We start from the raw sequence: 15,717 nt of genomic DNA, 5'->3' as shown, positions 1-15,717 counted from the left end.
CCTCGCACGCCGGGCTGACTCACCTTCAACCCGAACTAGAACATAGATCCAGGCTCTCCCCTCGCGAATGTCGTACATAGTTTCTAAACTGGTGGCATGGGGACGGCTCGAGGTGATCTGGCGCGGGTGGCGGAGCTGCGCGAGCGCATCGCGTCGATGCAGCAGCGCCGCGCCGCGCCGGCGACCCTGCCCGCTCCCGGCCCCCTCGCGGGCCTCTTCCCCGACGGCGGTCCCCGTGTCGGGGCCGCATACGCGCTCGGGGGCGGCGAGCTGTCTCTGATGCTCGCCCTGCTCGGCGCGGCCTCCACCGCGGGCGAGTGGTGCTGCGTCGTCGGCGTTCCCGAGCTCTCGGTCGAAGCCGCGGCGGGGCACGGCGTCGACCTGGGCAGGCTCGTGCTCATCCCCGAACCGGGCTCTCGATGGCTGCAGGCGGCCTCGTCGGCGTGCGAGGTGTTCCCGCTGGTCGCCGTGCGCCCGCCTCGATCCCCCGCCCCCGCGGAGGCGAGCCGGCTCGACGCGCGCCTGCGCGACCGATCCAGCACGCTGCTGGCGCTCGGCGGCTGGCCGGGTTCCGAGGCCGAGATCGAGGTGAGCGGCGAGGAATGGGTCGGGATCGGCCGCGGGCACGGGCTGATCTCGGGCCGCGCCGCGACGGTCTCCCTGCGCGGGAGGCGCGCGCCGATGCCCCGCACCTCCCGCGTGCTGCTGCCGGGCCCGACGGGCGCCGTCGAGTCGCTCACCGCCGAACAGCCCGCCGCTCGGCACTCCGAGCGGCCGTCGCTGAGGCTGGTGGGCTCATGAGCGGCGTCCGCACGATCGTGCTGTGGTTCCCCGACTGGCCCGTGACGGCGCTGCTGCGGGCGCGCGCTCGGGAGCTCGACGCGCGCGCCTCGCAGGAGGGCGTCGCCCCGGATGCCCCGATCGCGCTCGTGCACGGCAACCGCGTGGTCGCGTGCTCGGCGGCGGCGCGGTCGCAGGGCGTCCGCGCGGGGCAGCGCCGGCGCGACGCGCAGTCGGCCTGCCCGTCCCTCGTGATCGCACCGGCCGACGACGGCCGCGACGCGCGCGCGTTCCACGACGCCCTGCGCGTCCTCGAGGAGCTCTCCCCCGGCGCGCAGGCGCTGCGCCCCGGCCTCGCGGCGCTGCGGGCCCGCGGGCCCGCCCGGTTCTACGGCGGCGAGGAGGCGGCCGCCGCCTCGCTCCTGGAACCGCTGCGCGGCTCGGGCTTCGCCGACGTGCGCGCCGGCATCGCCGACGGCGTGTTCGCGGCCGAGCAGGCGGCCAGGCTCGCCGGCGGCGCGGGCACGGGCGGTCGGGCGGCTCCCGGCGCGGAACCGGGCGCGCGCACCCTCGTCGTCGCACCGGGCGGCTCCGCCCCGTTCCTCGCCCCGCTGCCCGTCTCCGCGCTGGGCGACGCCGACGCCGGTGCGCTGCTGGCGCGCCTCGGGGTGCGCACGCTCGGGGAGTTCGCGGCACTCGATGCACGGCTGGTGCGCGATCGGATGGGAACGGCCGGCGCGACCCTGCACGCGCGGGCCGCGGGCGCCGACCCCCGCGAGGTCTCCCCCCGCGTGCCGCCGCCGGAGCTGGCGCGCGAGATCGCCCTCGAGCCGCCCCTCGAGATCGCCGAGCAGGTCGCCTTCGCCGCCCGCCGCACCGTCGAGGAGTTCCACGAGGCGCTCGGCGCCGCGGGGCTGGCGTGCACGGCAGTGCGCATCGTGCTGGTCGACGACGACGGCCGCCGCTCGGAACGCGTCTGGCAGCATCCCGTCTCGTTCGACGCCCCCGCGACGGTCGACCGCATCCGGTGGCAGCTGCAGGAGGCGGCGGGCGAGGCCGCACCGGGGCAGGTCGCGATGCGGGGCGGTGTCGCGCTCGTGCGGATCGAGCCGGAGGCGGTGGACGCCGCGAACGCCCACCAGCCGGCCCTGATCGGGCACGGGCCGAACGAGCGCGCCCACCACGCCATGACCCGAGCACAGGCGGTGCTCGGCCACCGCGGTGTGCTCAGCCCGCGCGTCGGCGGCGGGCGCACGGCGGCCGAGCGCGAGGTGCTGCTGCCGTGGGACGACGACGCGCCGCCGGATGCGACGGCCGGCCGGCCCTGGCCGGGCGCCCTCCCCGCACCGCTTCCCGCCGAGGTCTTCCGCGAGCCGATCCCCGTCGAGGTCGCGGGCGCGGGCGGCGCGGTGTGCGCCGTCGACGAGCGGGGCGCGCTGACGGCCGAGCCGGCGAGCCTGTCGGGCCGGCCGATCGTGTCGTGGGCGGGCCCGTGGCCCCTCGTCGAGCGCGATTGGGATGCCGAGCGGGCCCGCTGTCTGCACCGCTTCCAGCTCGTCGACGGCGACGGGGGCGCCTGGCTCGCCGTGCTCTCCCCCGCCGGCTGGGCGCTCGAGGGGAGGTACGCGTAGCGATGGGCTGGCGGAACCCCCCGATGTCATGGCGCGAGATGGAGCGCACGCTCAGCGGCAGGCTCCCACAGGGCCCCGCTCCGGCCCCGCCGAAGGCCGCTGCGCCGGCCGCCGAGGCCGAGCGGCCCGAGGGCGGCGCGCGCTACGCCGAACTGCACGCGCACTCGTCGTTCTCGTTCCTCGACGGCGCGTCCTCCCCGGAGGACCTCGTCGCCGAGGCCGAGCGGCAGGGCCTCGAGGCGCTCGCGCTCACCGATCACGACGGCTTCTACGGCATCGTGCGCTTCGCGGAGGCCGCCGAGCGCACGTCCCTCAGGACGGTCTTCGGTGCCGAGCTCTCCCTGCAGCTGACGGCTCCCCAGAAGGGCGAGGCCGACCCAGAGGGCGAGCACCTCCTCGTGCTCGCCCGCGGCGCCGAGGGGTACCACCGGCTGGCAGAGGCGATCACGCGGGCCCAGCTGCGCGGCGGCGAGAAGGGGCGCCCGTTATACGACCTCGACGAGCTCGCCGAGCTCGGTCGCGGCCACTGGGCCGTGCTCACCGGATGCCGCAAGGGCGCCGTCGGGCGGGCGCTCGCGGGGCCCATCGCCGGCGGCGGCGCCGACCTCTCCGCCGCCGAGCGCGCCATGGGCGGCCTCGTCGACCGCTTCGGCCCCGACGGCGTCTTCGTCGAGCTGACCCGCCACGGCGACCCGCTCGACGACCGCAGGCTCGACGCCCTCGCCGATCTCGCCGGCCGCGCCCGTCTCCCGCTGGTTGCGACGAACGCCGTCCACTACGCGACGCCCGACGGGGCCCGGCTCGCCCGTGCGACCGCCGCCATCCGGGCCACGCGCAGCATGGACGACCTCGACGGCTGGCTGCCGGCCCACAACGCGGCGCACATCCGGTCGGGAGACGAGATGGCGCGCCTGTTCGCGCGTTTCCCCGGCGCCGTCGAGCGCTCCGCCGACCTCGCGCAGGACCTCGCCTTCCCCCTGCGCCTCAGCCGTCCGCGCCTCCCCCGACAGGAGGTGCCGGAGGGGCACACGCCGATGTCGTACCTGCGCGAGCTGGTGCGGCGCGCCGTGCCCTCCCGCTACCCGAAGGCGGGCCCGGATGCCCTGGCCCGCATCGAGCACGAGCTGAACGTGATCGAGCAGAAGGACTTCCCCGGCTACTTCCTGATCGTGCACGACATCGTGGCCGAGGCCAGGCGGCGCGGCATCCTGTGCCAGGGGCGCGGCTCGGCCGCTGCCAGCGCCGTCTGCTATCTGCTGGGCATCACGGCGGTCGACGCGATCGCCTACGGCCTGCCCTTCGAGCGCTTCCTCTCGGCGATGCGCGACGAAGAGCCGGACATCGACGTCGACTTCGACAGCGACCGCCGCGAGGAGATCATCCAGTGGGTGTACGACAGGTACGGCAGGGACAGGGCGGCGCAGGTCGCCAACGTCATCCAGTACCGGCCGCGCAACGCCGTGCGCGACGTGGCGAGGGCCCTCGGCTACTCGGCGGGCCAGCAGGACGCCTTCTCGCGCCGCGTCGAGCGGCACGGCGATCTGGGCGACGGCCGCGGCATCCCGCCGCAGGTCATCGAGTACGCCGCCGAGCTGATGAAGGCGCCGCGGCACCTCGGCATCCATTCCGGCGGCATGGTGCTCACCGACCGCCCCGTCGGCACCGTCGCGCCGGTCGAGCACGCCCGGATGCCCGGCCGCACCGTGATCCAGTGGGACAAGGACGACGCCGCGTGGATGGGGCTGGTGAAGTTCGACCTGCTCGGGCTCGGCATGCTCTCGGCGCTGCAGCACTCCTTCGACCTGATCAGGGGCGCGACGGGCGAGGAATGGGAGCTGCGCGAGCTGCCGCGCGAGGAGCCCGCCGTCTACGACATGCTCTGCCGCGCCGACTCGATCGGCGTCTTCCAGGTCGAGTCGCGCGCGCAGATCGGGCTGCTCCCGCGGCTGCAGCCGCGGCGGTTCTACGACCTCGCGATCCAGATCGCGCTGATCCGGCCCGGCCCCATCCAGGGCGGCGCCGTGCACCCCTTCGTGCGCCGCAAGGCCGGCGACGAGCCCGTCACCTACCCGCATCCGAAGCTCGCACCCGTGCTCGAGCGCACGCTCGGCATCCCCGTCTTCCAGGAGCAGCTGATGCAGATGGCCGTCGCGATCGGCGACTGCACGGCGGAGGACGCCGACCTGCTGCGCCGCGCGATGGGCTCGAAGCGCGGCCTCGAGCGCATCGACCGGATCAAGGACGCGCTGTACGCGGGCATGGAGCGCAACGGCCTGAGCGCCGAGGCGAGCGACGCCATCTACGCGCAGATCCAGGCCTTCGCGAGCTTCGGCTTCGCCGAGAGCCACTCGCTGTCGTTCGCGCTGCTCGTCTACGCCTCGAGCTGGATCAAGCTGCACTACCCCGCCGCTTTCCTCGCGGGCCTGCTGAGGGCCCAGCCGATGGGGTTCTACTCCCCCGCCACGCTCACGGCCGACGCCCGCCGCCACGGCGTCGAGGTGCGCAGGCCCGACATCAACGGTTCCGGCGCCCAGGAGGAGCTCGAACCGGTCGGTCCGGGCGCGGCGGGCCCGAGCGGCTCCGCCGCCTGCATCAGCGACTGGTCGGCGGAGGAGCCGACCGAGTTCGATCCGGATGCGCCCGACGATTCGGCGGCGCACCGGCGCGACGCCGGGTTCGCCGTGCGGCTCGGGCTCGCGGGCGTCACGAGCGTCGGGCTGCCGACCGCCGAGCGCATCGTCGCCGCCCGCGAGGAGGGCGGGCCGTTCGCCTCGCAGCACGACCTCGTGCGCCGCACGGGGATCACCGAGAAGCAGCTGGAGGCGCTCGCGACCGCGGGCGCATTCACGGGGCTCGGCGAGGGCATCCGGGAATCGCTCTGGGCGGCGGGTGCGGCCGCCGCCGACCGCCCGGAGTACCTGCCGGGCACGGTGCAGGCCGTGCAGCCGCCGCTGTTCGCCGACCCCACCAGCTACGAGCGGCTCGTCGGCGACCTGTGGGCGACGGGGGTCTCGATCGACGACCACCCGATCGCCCATTTCCGCGCGGGCCTCGACGCGCGCGGCGTGCTGCCCTCGACGGCGCTGCGCACGCACGAACCAGGTCGGCGGGTCTCGGTCGCCGGGCTCGTGACTCACCGCCAGCGGCCGGGCACGGCGTCCGGCATCACCTTCCTCAACCTCGAGGACGAGCACGGGCTCGTGAACGTGATCTGCTCGCCCGGCCTGTGGGCCAGGCATCGCGCCGTCGTGCGCGACAGCCCCGCGCTGATCGCGCGCGGCATCCTGGAGCGCTCACCCCAGGGCGTCGTGAACCTGAACGCCGACGGCTTCGAGCCGCTGAGCACGGGGGCGCCGCACCGCTCGCGCGACTTCCAGTGACGGCGGGCCCCAAGGTTCTCGCCAGCGCGCGGCGCTAGGCTCGGGCGGGTGCGCCGGCACCACGGGCGCACGCACCTCGACGCCGACCCGGAGAACACATGCCTCTCGCCATCGGACCCAAGATGCGCTACCTGTACGAGCGCGCCCGCCGCATCGACGTGAAGTCGGTCATCGAGCGCGCGAAGGAAGTGCACGCCGAGCACGGCAAGGCCGTCCCCACGACGGTCGTCGACATGCTCTGGTCGGCCGGCAAGCACGACGTGGCGTTCCAGGACTACGTCGACTTCGACTTCGCGATCCTGAACAGAGCCGAGCGGGCCACGTTCATGACGCACCCCGTCTCGATGCAGCTCGCCGCGCGCTACTCGCAGCCGGAGGGTCGGAAGGTCTTCGAGGACAAGATCGCGTTCAACCGCCGCTTCGCCGACTACATCGAGCGCGAGTGGATGGTCGTCACTGAGGACAACGCCGCAGAGGTGCAGGCCTTCGCCGAGCGCCTCGGCACCGTGATCGCCAAGGTGCCCGTCAGCCACATGGGCCTCGGCGTGCGCCGCTACCACGCCGCCGACGTGACCGACTGGGCCGAGTTCCACGCGAAGCTGCTGGCCGACGGCGAGATCCTCCTCGAGGAGGTCATCGCGCAGCACGACGAGCTCGCGGCCGTCTGCCCCGGCACCGTGAACACCACGCGCATCGTCGCCTTCTTCGACGGCACGGACGTGCACATCCTCGCCGCGACGCAGAAGTTCGGGCGCGGCCAGGTGAGCGACCAGATGTCGTTCGGCGGCTTCTACACGATGCTCGACCCCGACACGGGCCGCGCGATGAGCGCAGGCTACGACTCGCACGGCCACGTGCACGAGACGCACCCCGACACGGGCTACCGCATCGCCGACCTGCAGCTGCCGCACTACGACCAGGCGATCGACCTGATCAAGCGCGCCGCGCGCGAGGTGCCCGAGGTGCAGTACGCCGGATGGGACGTGGTCGTCACGGCTGACGGCGCCGACCTCGTCGAGGGCAACTGGGGCGCGGGCGTCTACGAGAACAAGCCGAGCGTCTCCGGCATCCGCACCGGCCACAAGCCCCGCTACCGCCAGGCCATCGGGTTCTAGCCCCGACGTGCCGCTAGGCGGGGTCGCTGGGTGGGCGCCCTTCCGCGTTCCGAAACGACGGCAGGTCGAGCTCGCCCGCGGCGCCTATGCCGCGGGGATGGAGCGTTCGCGTGCAGCCCGCGAGATCTGCCGCGCCAGGTCGGCGTCCCGCACCGTGAGCCCGCCGGCATCGTGCGTGGTCAGGGTGACCGTCACCTCCGGGTATGTGAGAAGGACGTCGGGGTGATGGTTCGCGGCGTCGGCGAGCGCCCCGATGGCCGCGACCAGCTCGACGCCCGCCGCGAACGATCCGGTACGGAACCGCGCACGGGCGTGATCGTCGGCCGCGTGCCAGTCGGCGACCTCCGGCAACGCCGCGAACTGCTCGGCTGAGATGCGTTCGGCCATGGCCTCATGGCTATCACAGTACGGGCGCGGGCGACAGCGGTCGCCCTCTCTTCGGCGCGCGTCAGCCCACGGCCGCGATCGCCCACACCGCTGCCACGGCCACGGCTGCCGCCCAGAGATAGGACGTGAGCGTACCGACGAGGAAGCGTTCGGAGACCCCGCCCGTCGGCTCGTCGCGCAGCGCAGAGAATCGACCGAGGCCCTTGATCGCCACCACGACGGCGATTCCCGCCGGGTAGGAGAGCAAAATGCATCCGGTCACGGCGAGGCGTTCCAGGATGCCGATCCACAGCCCGCCGCGCAGGATCTCCTCCGGCGCCGGGGCTTCGGCCTCCGGCGGACGCCGCCGACCGCCGGCCAGCTTCAGGATGCCGGCTGTCAACGGCGCGCCCGCACCCGCCGACAGCGCGAATGCGGCGATCGCGATGAGCACAGTCCACAGCACGTCCATTCCGGTCATCCTGCCGTGGCGGCGTCCAGTCGGCGCAGCAGACCCGCCGCGAGCGGCTCGACTCCTCGGACTTCGTCCCAGAGAGCCGCCTGCAGCCTCTGGCTCGCGGCCTGGGGGGAGATCCCGAGCGCCTCGGCGGCGGCCCGCGCAGTCGGTGCCTGCAGGCGCGCGTCGATCATCTCCCAGCCGGCCTCCGTGCGCCGGCGCACCACGGCTGCCATCAGTTGGAGCAGTGCTTCGGCGTCGCGCACGAGCACGGCGGCGGGCTCAGCGCGGTGGGCGGCGCGGCCCGCCCCCTGGTCGGCGGCGCGTTCGGCCGCCCCGCCCGCGACCACGGCCACCGGTGCCGGCGCGCTCCGACTCCCGGCCCGTTCCACCGCTTCGCGGGCGGCGATGAAGACCGCGCCGGAGGACGAGCGGGAGTCGTCGGCCAGATGCTCGACCTCCCCCACGCCGATGCCCACCGCCCACTCCCGCAGGCGCTGCAGCTCCAGAGCGAGCCGGACCGTGGTGTCGGCGTCGGTGAGGACCGCCTGGACCTCATCGCCCACGGTGCGTTCGAACGGGCGGAGGACGCCCGGCAGCCCCTCCGTCTCGATCAGCGCTTCCAGGGCGGCCAGCAACGGCTCCACTCGCTCCCCGGTGCGCCGGGAAGCGTCCTGATCGGCCGTAATGACGAACATGAATCCAGCCTAGAGGCGGGCAACTGGTCGATCAAGACCTGAACCTTGATTATGTCCGATCAAGAGTGCAGGCTAGATGTTCACGCCTTCCGGATGATGCCCATCGGTGTGGACTCGTGCCCCTGGCCGAGCGGGTTGTCCTGGAGGATCTTCAGGAGGCGCTGCTCCCCCGCCTTGTCGAGCGTGGAACCGAGGATGTTGCCGCCGAGGTCGTTGATGTCGACGACCGCGACGTCGCAGCCGACGAGCCGCTTCATGTCGGCCGCGACCTGCTTCGGCTTCTCGGGGCCGAGCACGACCGCGTTGTTGTACGGCGGGATCGTGTGCGGCGTCGGGCCGTCGATCGCGCGAGCCTTGTCGCCGGCGATGCGGTAGAAGTCACCGCTGCGACGGAGGATCTTCTTCGAGACCACGGACACGGCCGCGGCGAACAGGATCCGGGGCGCTCCGACCTCGCGGATCGCGAACTCCATCGTCTCGGGGATGCCGAGGCCGATGCCGAACGCCGTGCGCGTGACGTACTTCGACAGGAACACGGCCAGCTTGCGCGGGCGGATGTCCTCCATCATGTACGAGCGTCCCTGCATGATCGCGACGATCTTCTCCGTGATGAAGAGCAGGTCGCCCTCGCGCACCTCGCCGACCGCGTACTTCGACACGACGTCGTCGAGCTTCTCGCCCGGCATGACGACGTGGGTCCGGATCGGGATGCGCTGGTAGCTCGCGCCGTCGATGACGGTCTCGAGAGCCTTGCCCTCGTTCGCTGCCCCCGCCATCACTCGAGGTAGTCCCGCAGCGACTGCGACCGGCTCGGGTGGCGGAGTTTCGCCATCGTCTTCGACTCGATCTGCCTTATCCGCTCGCGGGTCACCCCAAAGGTGTCGCCGATCTGGTCGAGCGTCTTCGGCTGGCCGTCGCCGAGGCCGAAGCGCATCCGGATGACGCCCGCCTCGCGCTCGGAGAGCGAGTCGAGCAGGCTCTCGAGCTGGCGCTGCAGCATCGTGAAGCCGACCGCGTCGGCGGGGACCACGGCCTCCGTGTCCTCGATGAGGTCGCCGAACTCGCTGTCGCCGTCCTCACCGAGCGGCGTCGAGAGCGAGATCGGCTCGCGGCCGTACTTCTGCACCTCGACGACCTTCTCGGGCGTCATGTCGAGCTCCTTGGAGAGCTCCTCGGGTGTGGGCTCGCGACCCAGGTCCTGCAGCATCTGCCGCTGCACGCGGGCGAGCTTGTTGATGACCTCGACCATGTGCACCGGGATGCGGATCGTGCGGGCCTGGTCGGCCATCGCGCGAGTGATCGCCTGACGGATCCACCAGGTCGCGTAGGTCGAGAACTTGAAGCCCTTGGTGTAGTCGAACTTCTCGACGGCGCGGATGAGGCCGAGGTTGCCCTCCTGGATCAGGTCCAGGAACTGCATGCCGCGGCCCGTGTAGCGCTTCGCGAGCGACACGACCAGGCGCAGGTTGGCGCCGAGCAGGTGGCTCTTGGCGCGGCGGCCATCGCGCACGACCCACTGCAGGTCGAGGCCGAGCTGGCTCGTCTTCTCGGTCGCCGACATCTTCGACAGCTTGTCCTCGGCGAACAGGCCCGCCTCGATGCGCATGGCGAGATCGACCTCCTCCGCCGCGTTCAGCAGCGGGACCTTGCCGATCTGCTTGAGGTAGTCCTTGACCGGGTCGGCGGTGGCGCCCGTGATCTGGGTCGAGTAGACCGGAACTTCCTCTTCCTCGGCCTGCGAGATGACGATCGCGCCCGTGGGCAGCGGCTCCGCCTTCTCCTTGCGCTTCGCGTCGTCGCCGTCCTCGACGACCTCGATCGCCGCGGTCTCGGGGGTCGCCTCGTCGGCAGACTTCTCCGCCTTCTTGCCGCCGGACTTCTTGGCGGTCGTCTTCTTCGCGGCGGTCGTCTTCTTCGTCGTCGTCGCGGTCTCTGCGGCCTCGTCCGGGGCCTGAGCCTCGGTCGATTCCTTCGTCGAAGCGCTCTTCTTCGCGGTCGAGCGCGGAGTCTTCGTTCCTGTCGTCACGTCAGACCTTTCACCGACGGCGCTTGCGCGTCGCCCCCGGGTGTTTTTGGGCAGGAGTAAGACCCATGTCAAGTCCCCGCGCTCGCACCCGGGGTTGACAACGGGTCTGTCCGCTTAGTATGGCACAGCCCGCCCCGCAATCGACAATCGCGGAGCAAACCTCACAGGGAGCAACGCCGGGGCGGAGCCGGCTATTCCGGATGGGCGCGCCGATTCCGGCGCCCGAACCGCGCCGGCCCGGGGCTCAGGAGGACTTGTCGTCGTCGCGCGACGGGCGCGACGCGAGGTAGCGCTCCAGCTCCGCCGCGAGCTCATCCGCGCTCGGCAGCTTCGACTCGTCCATGCCGGCGTGCGGCGCGTGGCCCGCCGCGTCTCCCGCGACGTAGGCGTCGTGGCGCTCCTCGAGCGTCGCGATCATCCGGCGCAGCTCGTCGTTCCCGGAGATCTGCTCCTCGACCTTGCCGATGTACTCCTCGTTCTCCTCGCGGAGGTCGCTGAGGTCGAACACGAGGCCCGTCGCCGCCATGATCTTCTCGAGGCCGAGGGCGCTGGCGCCGGGGAACTCGGTGTCCGCGAGGTAGTGCGGCACGAACAGGACGAAGCCCGTGGTCGCGAAGCCCGCCTCGATCAGGCGCAGCTCGAGCAGGTGGCCGATCGTCGCGGGCGCCTGCGTGTGCGGGCGCCACACCGAGTGCTCCTCGATCAGGTCGCCCCGCGTGCCGCTCACGGTGGCGCCGAGTGCGCGCGTGTGCGGCACCGGCATCGGGATCGCGTGGACCCAGGTCACGGAGGCGACGTCGAAGTCGTCCGCGAAAGTTCGCACGGACTCGACGAAGGCCTCCCAGCCGAAGTCCGGCTCGTAGCCCGACAGCAGCAGGAACGGCTGACCGAGGGCGTCGTGCGCGAGCGACAGCTCGAGCCGCGGCGGGCGGAACTCCGTGAGGTGATCCTGGTCGAAGGTGATGATCGGCCGACGCGCCCGGTAGTCGAGCAGCGAGTCGTTCGAGAACGCCACGAGCGGCTGCGGGTCGAGATCCTCGCGCGCGAAATCCACGAGACCGGAGACGGCGCCGCCGGCGTCGGTGAAACCGGTCATCAGGATCACGAGCGGAAGCCGCTCCGGCACCGCCGGGGCGTTCGCGACTCGTTCGTACAGGGGACCGAAGACGGGCATATCCCCATGGTACGAGGCGCAGACGACACCGCGGCGCTCCGGGGGCGGGATACGCCAGCGGTGAACACGCTCCGGGCGCCCCTGCGCGAGGGAGTCCTAGGATGGAGGCCATGCCCCTTCCCGAGATCACGGTCACTCACGCGCCGTTCACCGCCCACGAGGCGGACGCTCTGATCATCGCCGTTCCGACGCTCGCCGACGCCGGCGAGCTCGAAGGGCTCCGCCCCGCGCTCGAGGCCATCGGCTTCACGGGCGCCGCCGGCTCCTACGCCAGGGTGCACGCACCCGAGGTCAGCGACAAGCCGATCGCCGTCGTGGGCCTCGGCAGCGACCCCAGCGCTGACGACGTGCGCGACGCCGTCGGGGCGGGGACCCGCCAGCTCACCGGATTCGCCGCGATCGCCGTCGCGGTCGCCGCCGACATCGACGGCGCCTCCCGCACGGCCGCGGAGGGCGCGCTCCTCGGCGCCTACGAGTTCACGGCGTACAAGAGCGACCGCGACGCGGTCGAGAAGGGCGCTCACGCGACCGCGATCCGACTGCACGCTCCCGAGAGCTTCGAAGACGCCGACCTGGCGGCGCCGCGCGCGCACGCCGACGCCGTCGCGCTCGTGAAGGACCTGGTGTCGACGCCCGCCGCCGACCAGACCCCGGCCCAGCTCGCCGAGGCCGCCGAGGCCCACACCGCCGACCTGCCGGTCACCGCCACGGTGTGGGACGAGGAGGCGCTCGCGACGGGCGGCTTCGGCGGCATCCTGGGCGTCGGCCGCGGCTCCGACAACCCTCCGCGCCTCGTGCGCCTCGACTACGCGCCCGAGGGCGCCGAGCGCCACGTCGCACTCGTCGGCAAGGGCATCACCTTCGACACCGGCGGGCTCTCCCTCAAGCCGGCGGCCAGCATGGTCGGCATGCAGGAGGACATGACGGGTGCCGCCGAGGTGCTCGCCGTCGTCCGCGCCGCCGCCCAGCTGGAGCTCCCCGTGCGGGTCACCGCGTGGATGTGCATCGCCGAGAACATGCCGTCCGGTCGCGCGACCCGCCCCGGCGACGTGCTCACGATGGCGAACGGGTCGACCGTCGAGGTCACGAACACCGACGCCGAGGGTCGCCTCGTGCTCGCGGACGGCCTCGTCGCCGCGAGCCGCGAGACGCCGGACGTCGTCGTCGACGTCGCCACGCTGACGGGCGCGATGCTCGTCGCCCTCGGGACCCGCTACACCGGCATCATGGGTGACGCCGACCCCGTCGACGCGTTCCTGCGCTCGGCCGACCGCACGGGCGAGCTCGCCTGGGCGCTGCCGCTCCCGGACTACATCGAGAGCGAGCTGGATTCGCGCGTGGCCGATATGCAGAACGCGAACGTCGGAAACCGCTCGGCCGGTTCCCTCTTCGCCGGCCTGTTCCTGCGCCGCTTCGTCGGAAACGGCGCGGGCGAGTCCGACGCACCGCGCATTCCGTGGCTGCACCTCGACATCGCCGGCTCCGCCATGAGCGCATCGAGCGCCTACGGCTTCACGGGCAAGGGCCCGACGGGCGCGTCGACGCGCGCGCTGATCGACTTCGTCGCCGCGGGCGGCCAGGTCGCGTGATCCGGATGCGGCCGGCGCCGGTCGGCGCCGGCCGCCCACCTCGTCAGGAAGAAGGCCCCACGTGACCGAGCACTCGTTCGACGTCGTCGTCCTCGGCGGCGGCTCCGGCGGCTACGCGGCCGCGCTGCGCTCCGCCGAGCTCGGCAAGTCGGTCGCGCTGATCGAGCGCGACAAGGTCGGCGGCACCTGCCTGCACCGCGGCTGCGTGCCGACCAAAGCGCTGTTGCACACCGCCGAGGTCGCCGACGCCGTGCGCACGGCCCGGACCGCCGGTGTCGGAGCGGAGCTGACCGGCATCGACGGCACGGCGGCCCTCGCGTTCCGCGAGGGCATCGTCGCCAAGAAGCACCGGGGCCTGACGGGCCTGATCTCCGCCAGGCGCATCACGGTCGTCGACGGGACCGGGGTGATCGAGGCCGACCGCGGCGTGCGGGTCGGCGACGACGTGTACCGCGGCACCGACGTCGTTATCGCCACGGGTTCGTTCAGCAGGACGATCCCCGGCATCGAGCTCGGTGGGCGAATCGTCACGAGCGAGGGAGCGCTCGCGCTGGCCGACGTCCCGACCCGCGCGATCGTGCTCGGCGGCGGCGTGATCGGCGCCGAGTTCGCCAGCGCGTGGCGATCGCTGGGCGCCGAGGTCACGATCGTCGAGGGCCTCGACCGCCTCGTGCCGAATGAGGACGCCGACGTCAGCCGGGGCCTCGAACGCGCGTTCCGCAAGCGGGGCATCGCCTCCAAGCTCGGCGTCAGCGTCGCGGGGGCGACCGAGACGCCCTCCGGGGTCGAGGTGCGCCTCGACGACGGCGAGGCGCTCGAGGCCGACCTGCTGCTCGTCGCCGTCGGGCGCGGCCCCGCGACATCCGGGATCGGCCTCGAAGCGGCGGGCGTCGCCGTCGAGCGCGGCCACATCGTGGTCGACGACCGGATGCGCACCTCGGTGCGGGGCGTCTGGGCCGTCGGCGACGTCACGCCCGGCCTCCAGCTCGCGCACCGCGGCTTCCAGCAGGGCATCCTCGCTGCCGAGGCGATCGCGGGCGAGCGGGTCTCACCCATCGACGAGAACCACATCCCGCGCGTCACGTACTCCCACCCGGAGGCCGCCTCCGTCGGCCTCACGGAGGCGCAGGCCGCCGAGGCCTTCGGTGCCGACGACGTCGTGACCCAGCGCTTCGACCTCGCGGGAAATGCGCGCAGCGAGATCATCGGCACGGGCGGCTTCGCGAAGGTCGTCCGCCGCAAGAACGGCCCCGTCATCGGCGTGCACCTCCTCGGCGACCGCGTGGGCGAGCTCATCACGGAAGGCCAGCTCGCCGTCGCGTGGGAGGCCCACCCCGAGGACATCGCCCCCCTCGTGCACGCGCACCCCACCCAGAGCGAGGCGCTCGGCGAGGCGTTCCTCGCGCTCGCCGGCAAGCCTCTGCACTCCCTCTGACCACCCGGCCCGGGCCGCGCCGGTTTTCGTGCGGCGGCTCGGGGATCTAAGCTGACATACGTCACCAACCTTTACCCAAGGAGACTTCGACATGAGCACTTCTGTAGTCCTCCCCGCGCTCGGCGAGAGCGTCACTGAGGGCACCATCACGCGCTGGCTGAAGAACGTCGGCGACACGGTGCAGGAGGACGAGGCCCTGCTCGAGGTCTCGACGGACAAGGTCGACACCGAGGTCCCCTCGCCCGTATCGGGCGTCGTCGAGGAGCTGCTCTTCGGCGAGGACGACACCGTCGAGGTCGGCGCCGTTCTGGCGAAGATCGGCGACGGCAGCGCCGCGCCGGCCGAGCCCTCCGCCCCTGCCGCCGTGGCGCCCGCGGCCGAGGCCACCCCCGCTGCTGAGGCGCCCGCCGCCCCGGCCCCCGCTGCCGAGGCGCCCGCCGCTTCCGGCGATGCAACCGACGTCACGCTCCCCGAGCTCGGCGAGAGCGTCACCGAGGGCACCGTGACCCGCTGGCTCAAGAACGTCGGCGACACCGTCGACGTCGACGAGCCCCTCCTCGAGATCTCCACCGACAAGGTCGACACCGAGGTCCCCTCGCCCGTCGCCGGCACCGTGCTCGAACTGCTCGCCGCCGAAGACGACACCGTCGAGGTCGGCGCAGTGCTCGCCCGCGTCGGCTCCGGCGCCGCAGCGTCCGCCGCTCCCGCGGCCCCGGCCGCGGCTCCCGCCGCACCGGCAGCGGCACCCGCCGCACCGGCTCCGGCCGCGCCCGCCGCCGAGGCCCCGGCCCCCGCCGCCGAGGCACCCGCCGCTTCCGGCGATGCAACCGACGTCACGCTCCCCGAGCTCGGCGAGAGCGTCACCGAGGGCACCGTGACCCGCTGGCTCAAGAACGTCGGCGACACCGTCGACGTCGACGAGCCCCTCCTCGAGATCTCCACCGACAAGGTCGACACCGAGGTCCCCTCGCCCGTCGCCGGCACCGTGCTCGAACTGCTCGCCGCCGAAGACGACACCGTCGAGGTCGGCGCAGTGCTCGCCCGCGTCGGCTCCGGCGCCGCAGCG

Annotated in this window: 13 protein-coding genes; 7 read left to right on the top strand and 6 right to left on the bottom strand. The window is 73.0% G+C overall.

Annotation, left to right across the window (positions count from 1 at the left end; all coding sequences use genetic code 11):
• Positions 1-96: 96 nt before the first annotated feature.
• From C0010_RS00065 to C0010_RS00050, 4 genes are all read left to right on the top strand, one after another.
• Positions 97-801 carry a hypothetical protein gene (locus C0010_RS00065; protein WP_158685203.1) on the top strand — a complete coding sequence of 235 codons (705 nt, stop codon included), beginning with the start codon at positions 97-99 and terminating at the stop codon, positions 799-801.
• Positions 798-2,411 (top strand): DNA polymerase Y family protein, encoded by a 1,614-nt coding sequence (locus C0010_RS00060; protein ID WP_105565036.1) that lies wholly within the window; start codon positions 798-800, stop codon positions 2,409-2,411. The genes C0010_RS00065 and C0010_RS00060 overlap by 4 nt, the downstream gene beginning before the upstream one ends.
• Before the next feature lie 2 nt (positions 2,412-2,413).
• The gene (locus C0010_RS00055) at positions 2,414-5,791 is read left to right on the top strand and encodes an error-prone DNA polymerase (RefSeq protein WP_105565035.1); all 3,378 of its coding nucleotides are present in this window, start codon (positions 2,414-2,416) and stop codon (positions 5,789-5,791) included.
• A gap of 98 nt (positions 5,792-5,889) precedes the next feature.
• On the top strand, positions 5,890-6,906 hold the full coding sequence (locus tag C0010_RS00050; protein WP_105565034.1) for a sugar-transfer associated ATP-grasp domain-containing protein: 1,017 nt from the start codon (positions 5,890-5,892) through the stop codon (positions 6,904-6,906).
• A gap of 84 nt (positions 6,907-6,990) precedes the next feature.
• Here the strand turns inward: C0010_RS00050 and C0010_RS00045 are convergent, their stop codons facing one another.
• The 6 genes from C0010_RS00045 to C0010_RS00020 form a co-directional block, all read right to left on the bottom strand.
• On the bottom strand, positions 6,991-7,293 hold the full coding sequence (locus C0010_RS00045) for a 4a-hydroxytetrahydrobiopterin dehydratase (protein ID WP_105565033.1): 303 nt from the start codon (positions 7,291-7,293) through the stop codon (positions 6,991-6,993).
• A 61-nt stretch (positions 7,294-7,354) separates the two neighbouring features.
• The gene (locus C0010_RS00040; protein ID WP_232531643.1) at positions 7,355-7,726 is read right to left on the bottom strand and encodes a hypothetical protein; all 372 of its coding nucleotides are present in this window, start codon (positions 7,724-7,726) and stop codon (positions 7,355-7,357) included.
• Positions 7,727-7,749: 23 nt separating this feature from the next.
• A complete protein-coding gene (locus C0010_RS00035) occupies positions 7,750-8,427 on the bottom strand; it encodes a hypothetical protein (protein WP_105565031.1) in 678 nt (225 codons plus the stop codon).
• An 80-nt stretch (positions 8,428-8,507) separates the two neighbouring features.
• Positions 8,508-9,203, bottom strand: coding sequence for a coenzyme F420-0:L-glutamate ligase (locus C0010_RS00030; protein ID WP_105565030.1), 696 nt, complete (start codon positions 9,201-9,203; stop codon positions 8,508-8,510).
• The gene (locus C0010_RS00025; RefSeq protein WP_105565029.1) at positions 9,203-10,453 is read right to left on the bottom strand and encodes an RNA polymerase sigma factor; all 1,251 of its coding nucleotides are present in this window, start codon (positions 10,451-10,453) and stop codon (positions 9,203-9,205) included. Before C0010_RS00025 ends, C0010_RS00030 begins: the two co-directional genes overlap by 1 nt.
• 244 nt (positions 10,454-10,697) lie before the next feature.
• Complete coding sequence (locus tag C0010_RS00020) at positions 10,698-11,627, bottom strand: proteasome assembly chaperone family protein (RefSeq protein WP_105565028.1); 930 nt, start codon at positions 11,625-11,627, stop codon at positions 10,698-10,700.
• Positions 11,628-11,737: 110 nt separating this feature from the next.
• Here C0010_RS00020 and C0010_RS00015 point away from each other — a divergent pair, with 110 nt between their 5' ends.
• The 3 genes from C0010_RS00015 to C0010_RS00005 all read left to right on the top strand — a co-directional run.
• Positions 11,738-13,216: a leucyl aminopeptidase gene (locus C0010_RS00015; RefSeq protein WP_105565027.1), complete on the top strand. Its 1,479-nt coding sequence runs from the start codon at positions 11,738-11,740 to the stop codon at positions 13,214-13,216.
• A 61-nt stretch (positions 13,217-13,277) separates the two neighbouring features.
• Positions 13,278-14,651 carry a dihydrolipoyl dehydrogenase gene (lpdA, locus tag C0010_RS00010; protein ID WP_105565026.1) on the top strand — a complete coding sequence of 458 codons (1,374 nt, stop codon included), beginning with the start codon at positions 13,278-13,280 and terminating at the stop codon, positions 14,649-14,651.
• A 91-nt stretch (positions 14,652-14,742) separates the two neighbouring features.
• Positions 14,743-15,717, top strand: a 975-nt coding sequence (locus C0010_RS00005; RefSeq protein ID WP_332835775.1) for a biotin/lipoyl-containing protein, incomplete at its 3' end; no start/stop codon positions are given.

Origin of the sequence: Microbacterium halophytorum, assembly GCF_002970975.1 — a bacterium.
Classification (GTDB): Bacteria; Actinomycetota; Actinomycetes; order Actinomycetales; family Microbacteriaceae; genus Microbacterium; species Microbacterium halophytorum.
This window is presented reverse-complemented; position numbering and strand designations above follow the sequence as displayed.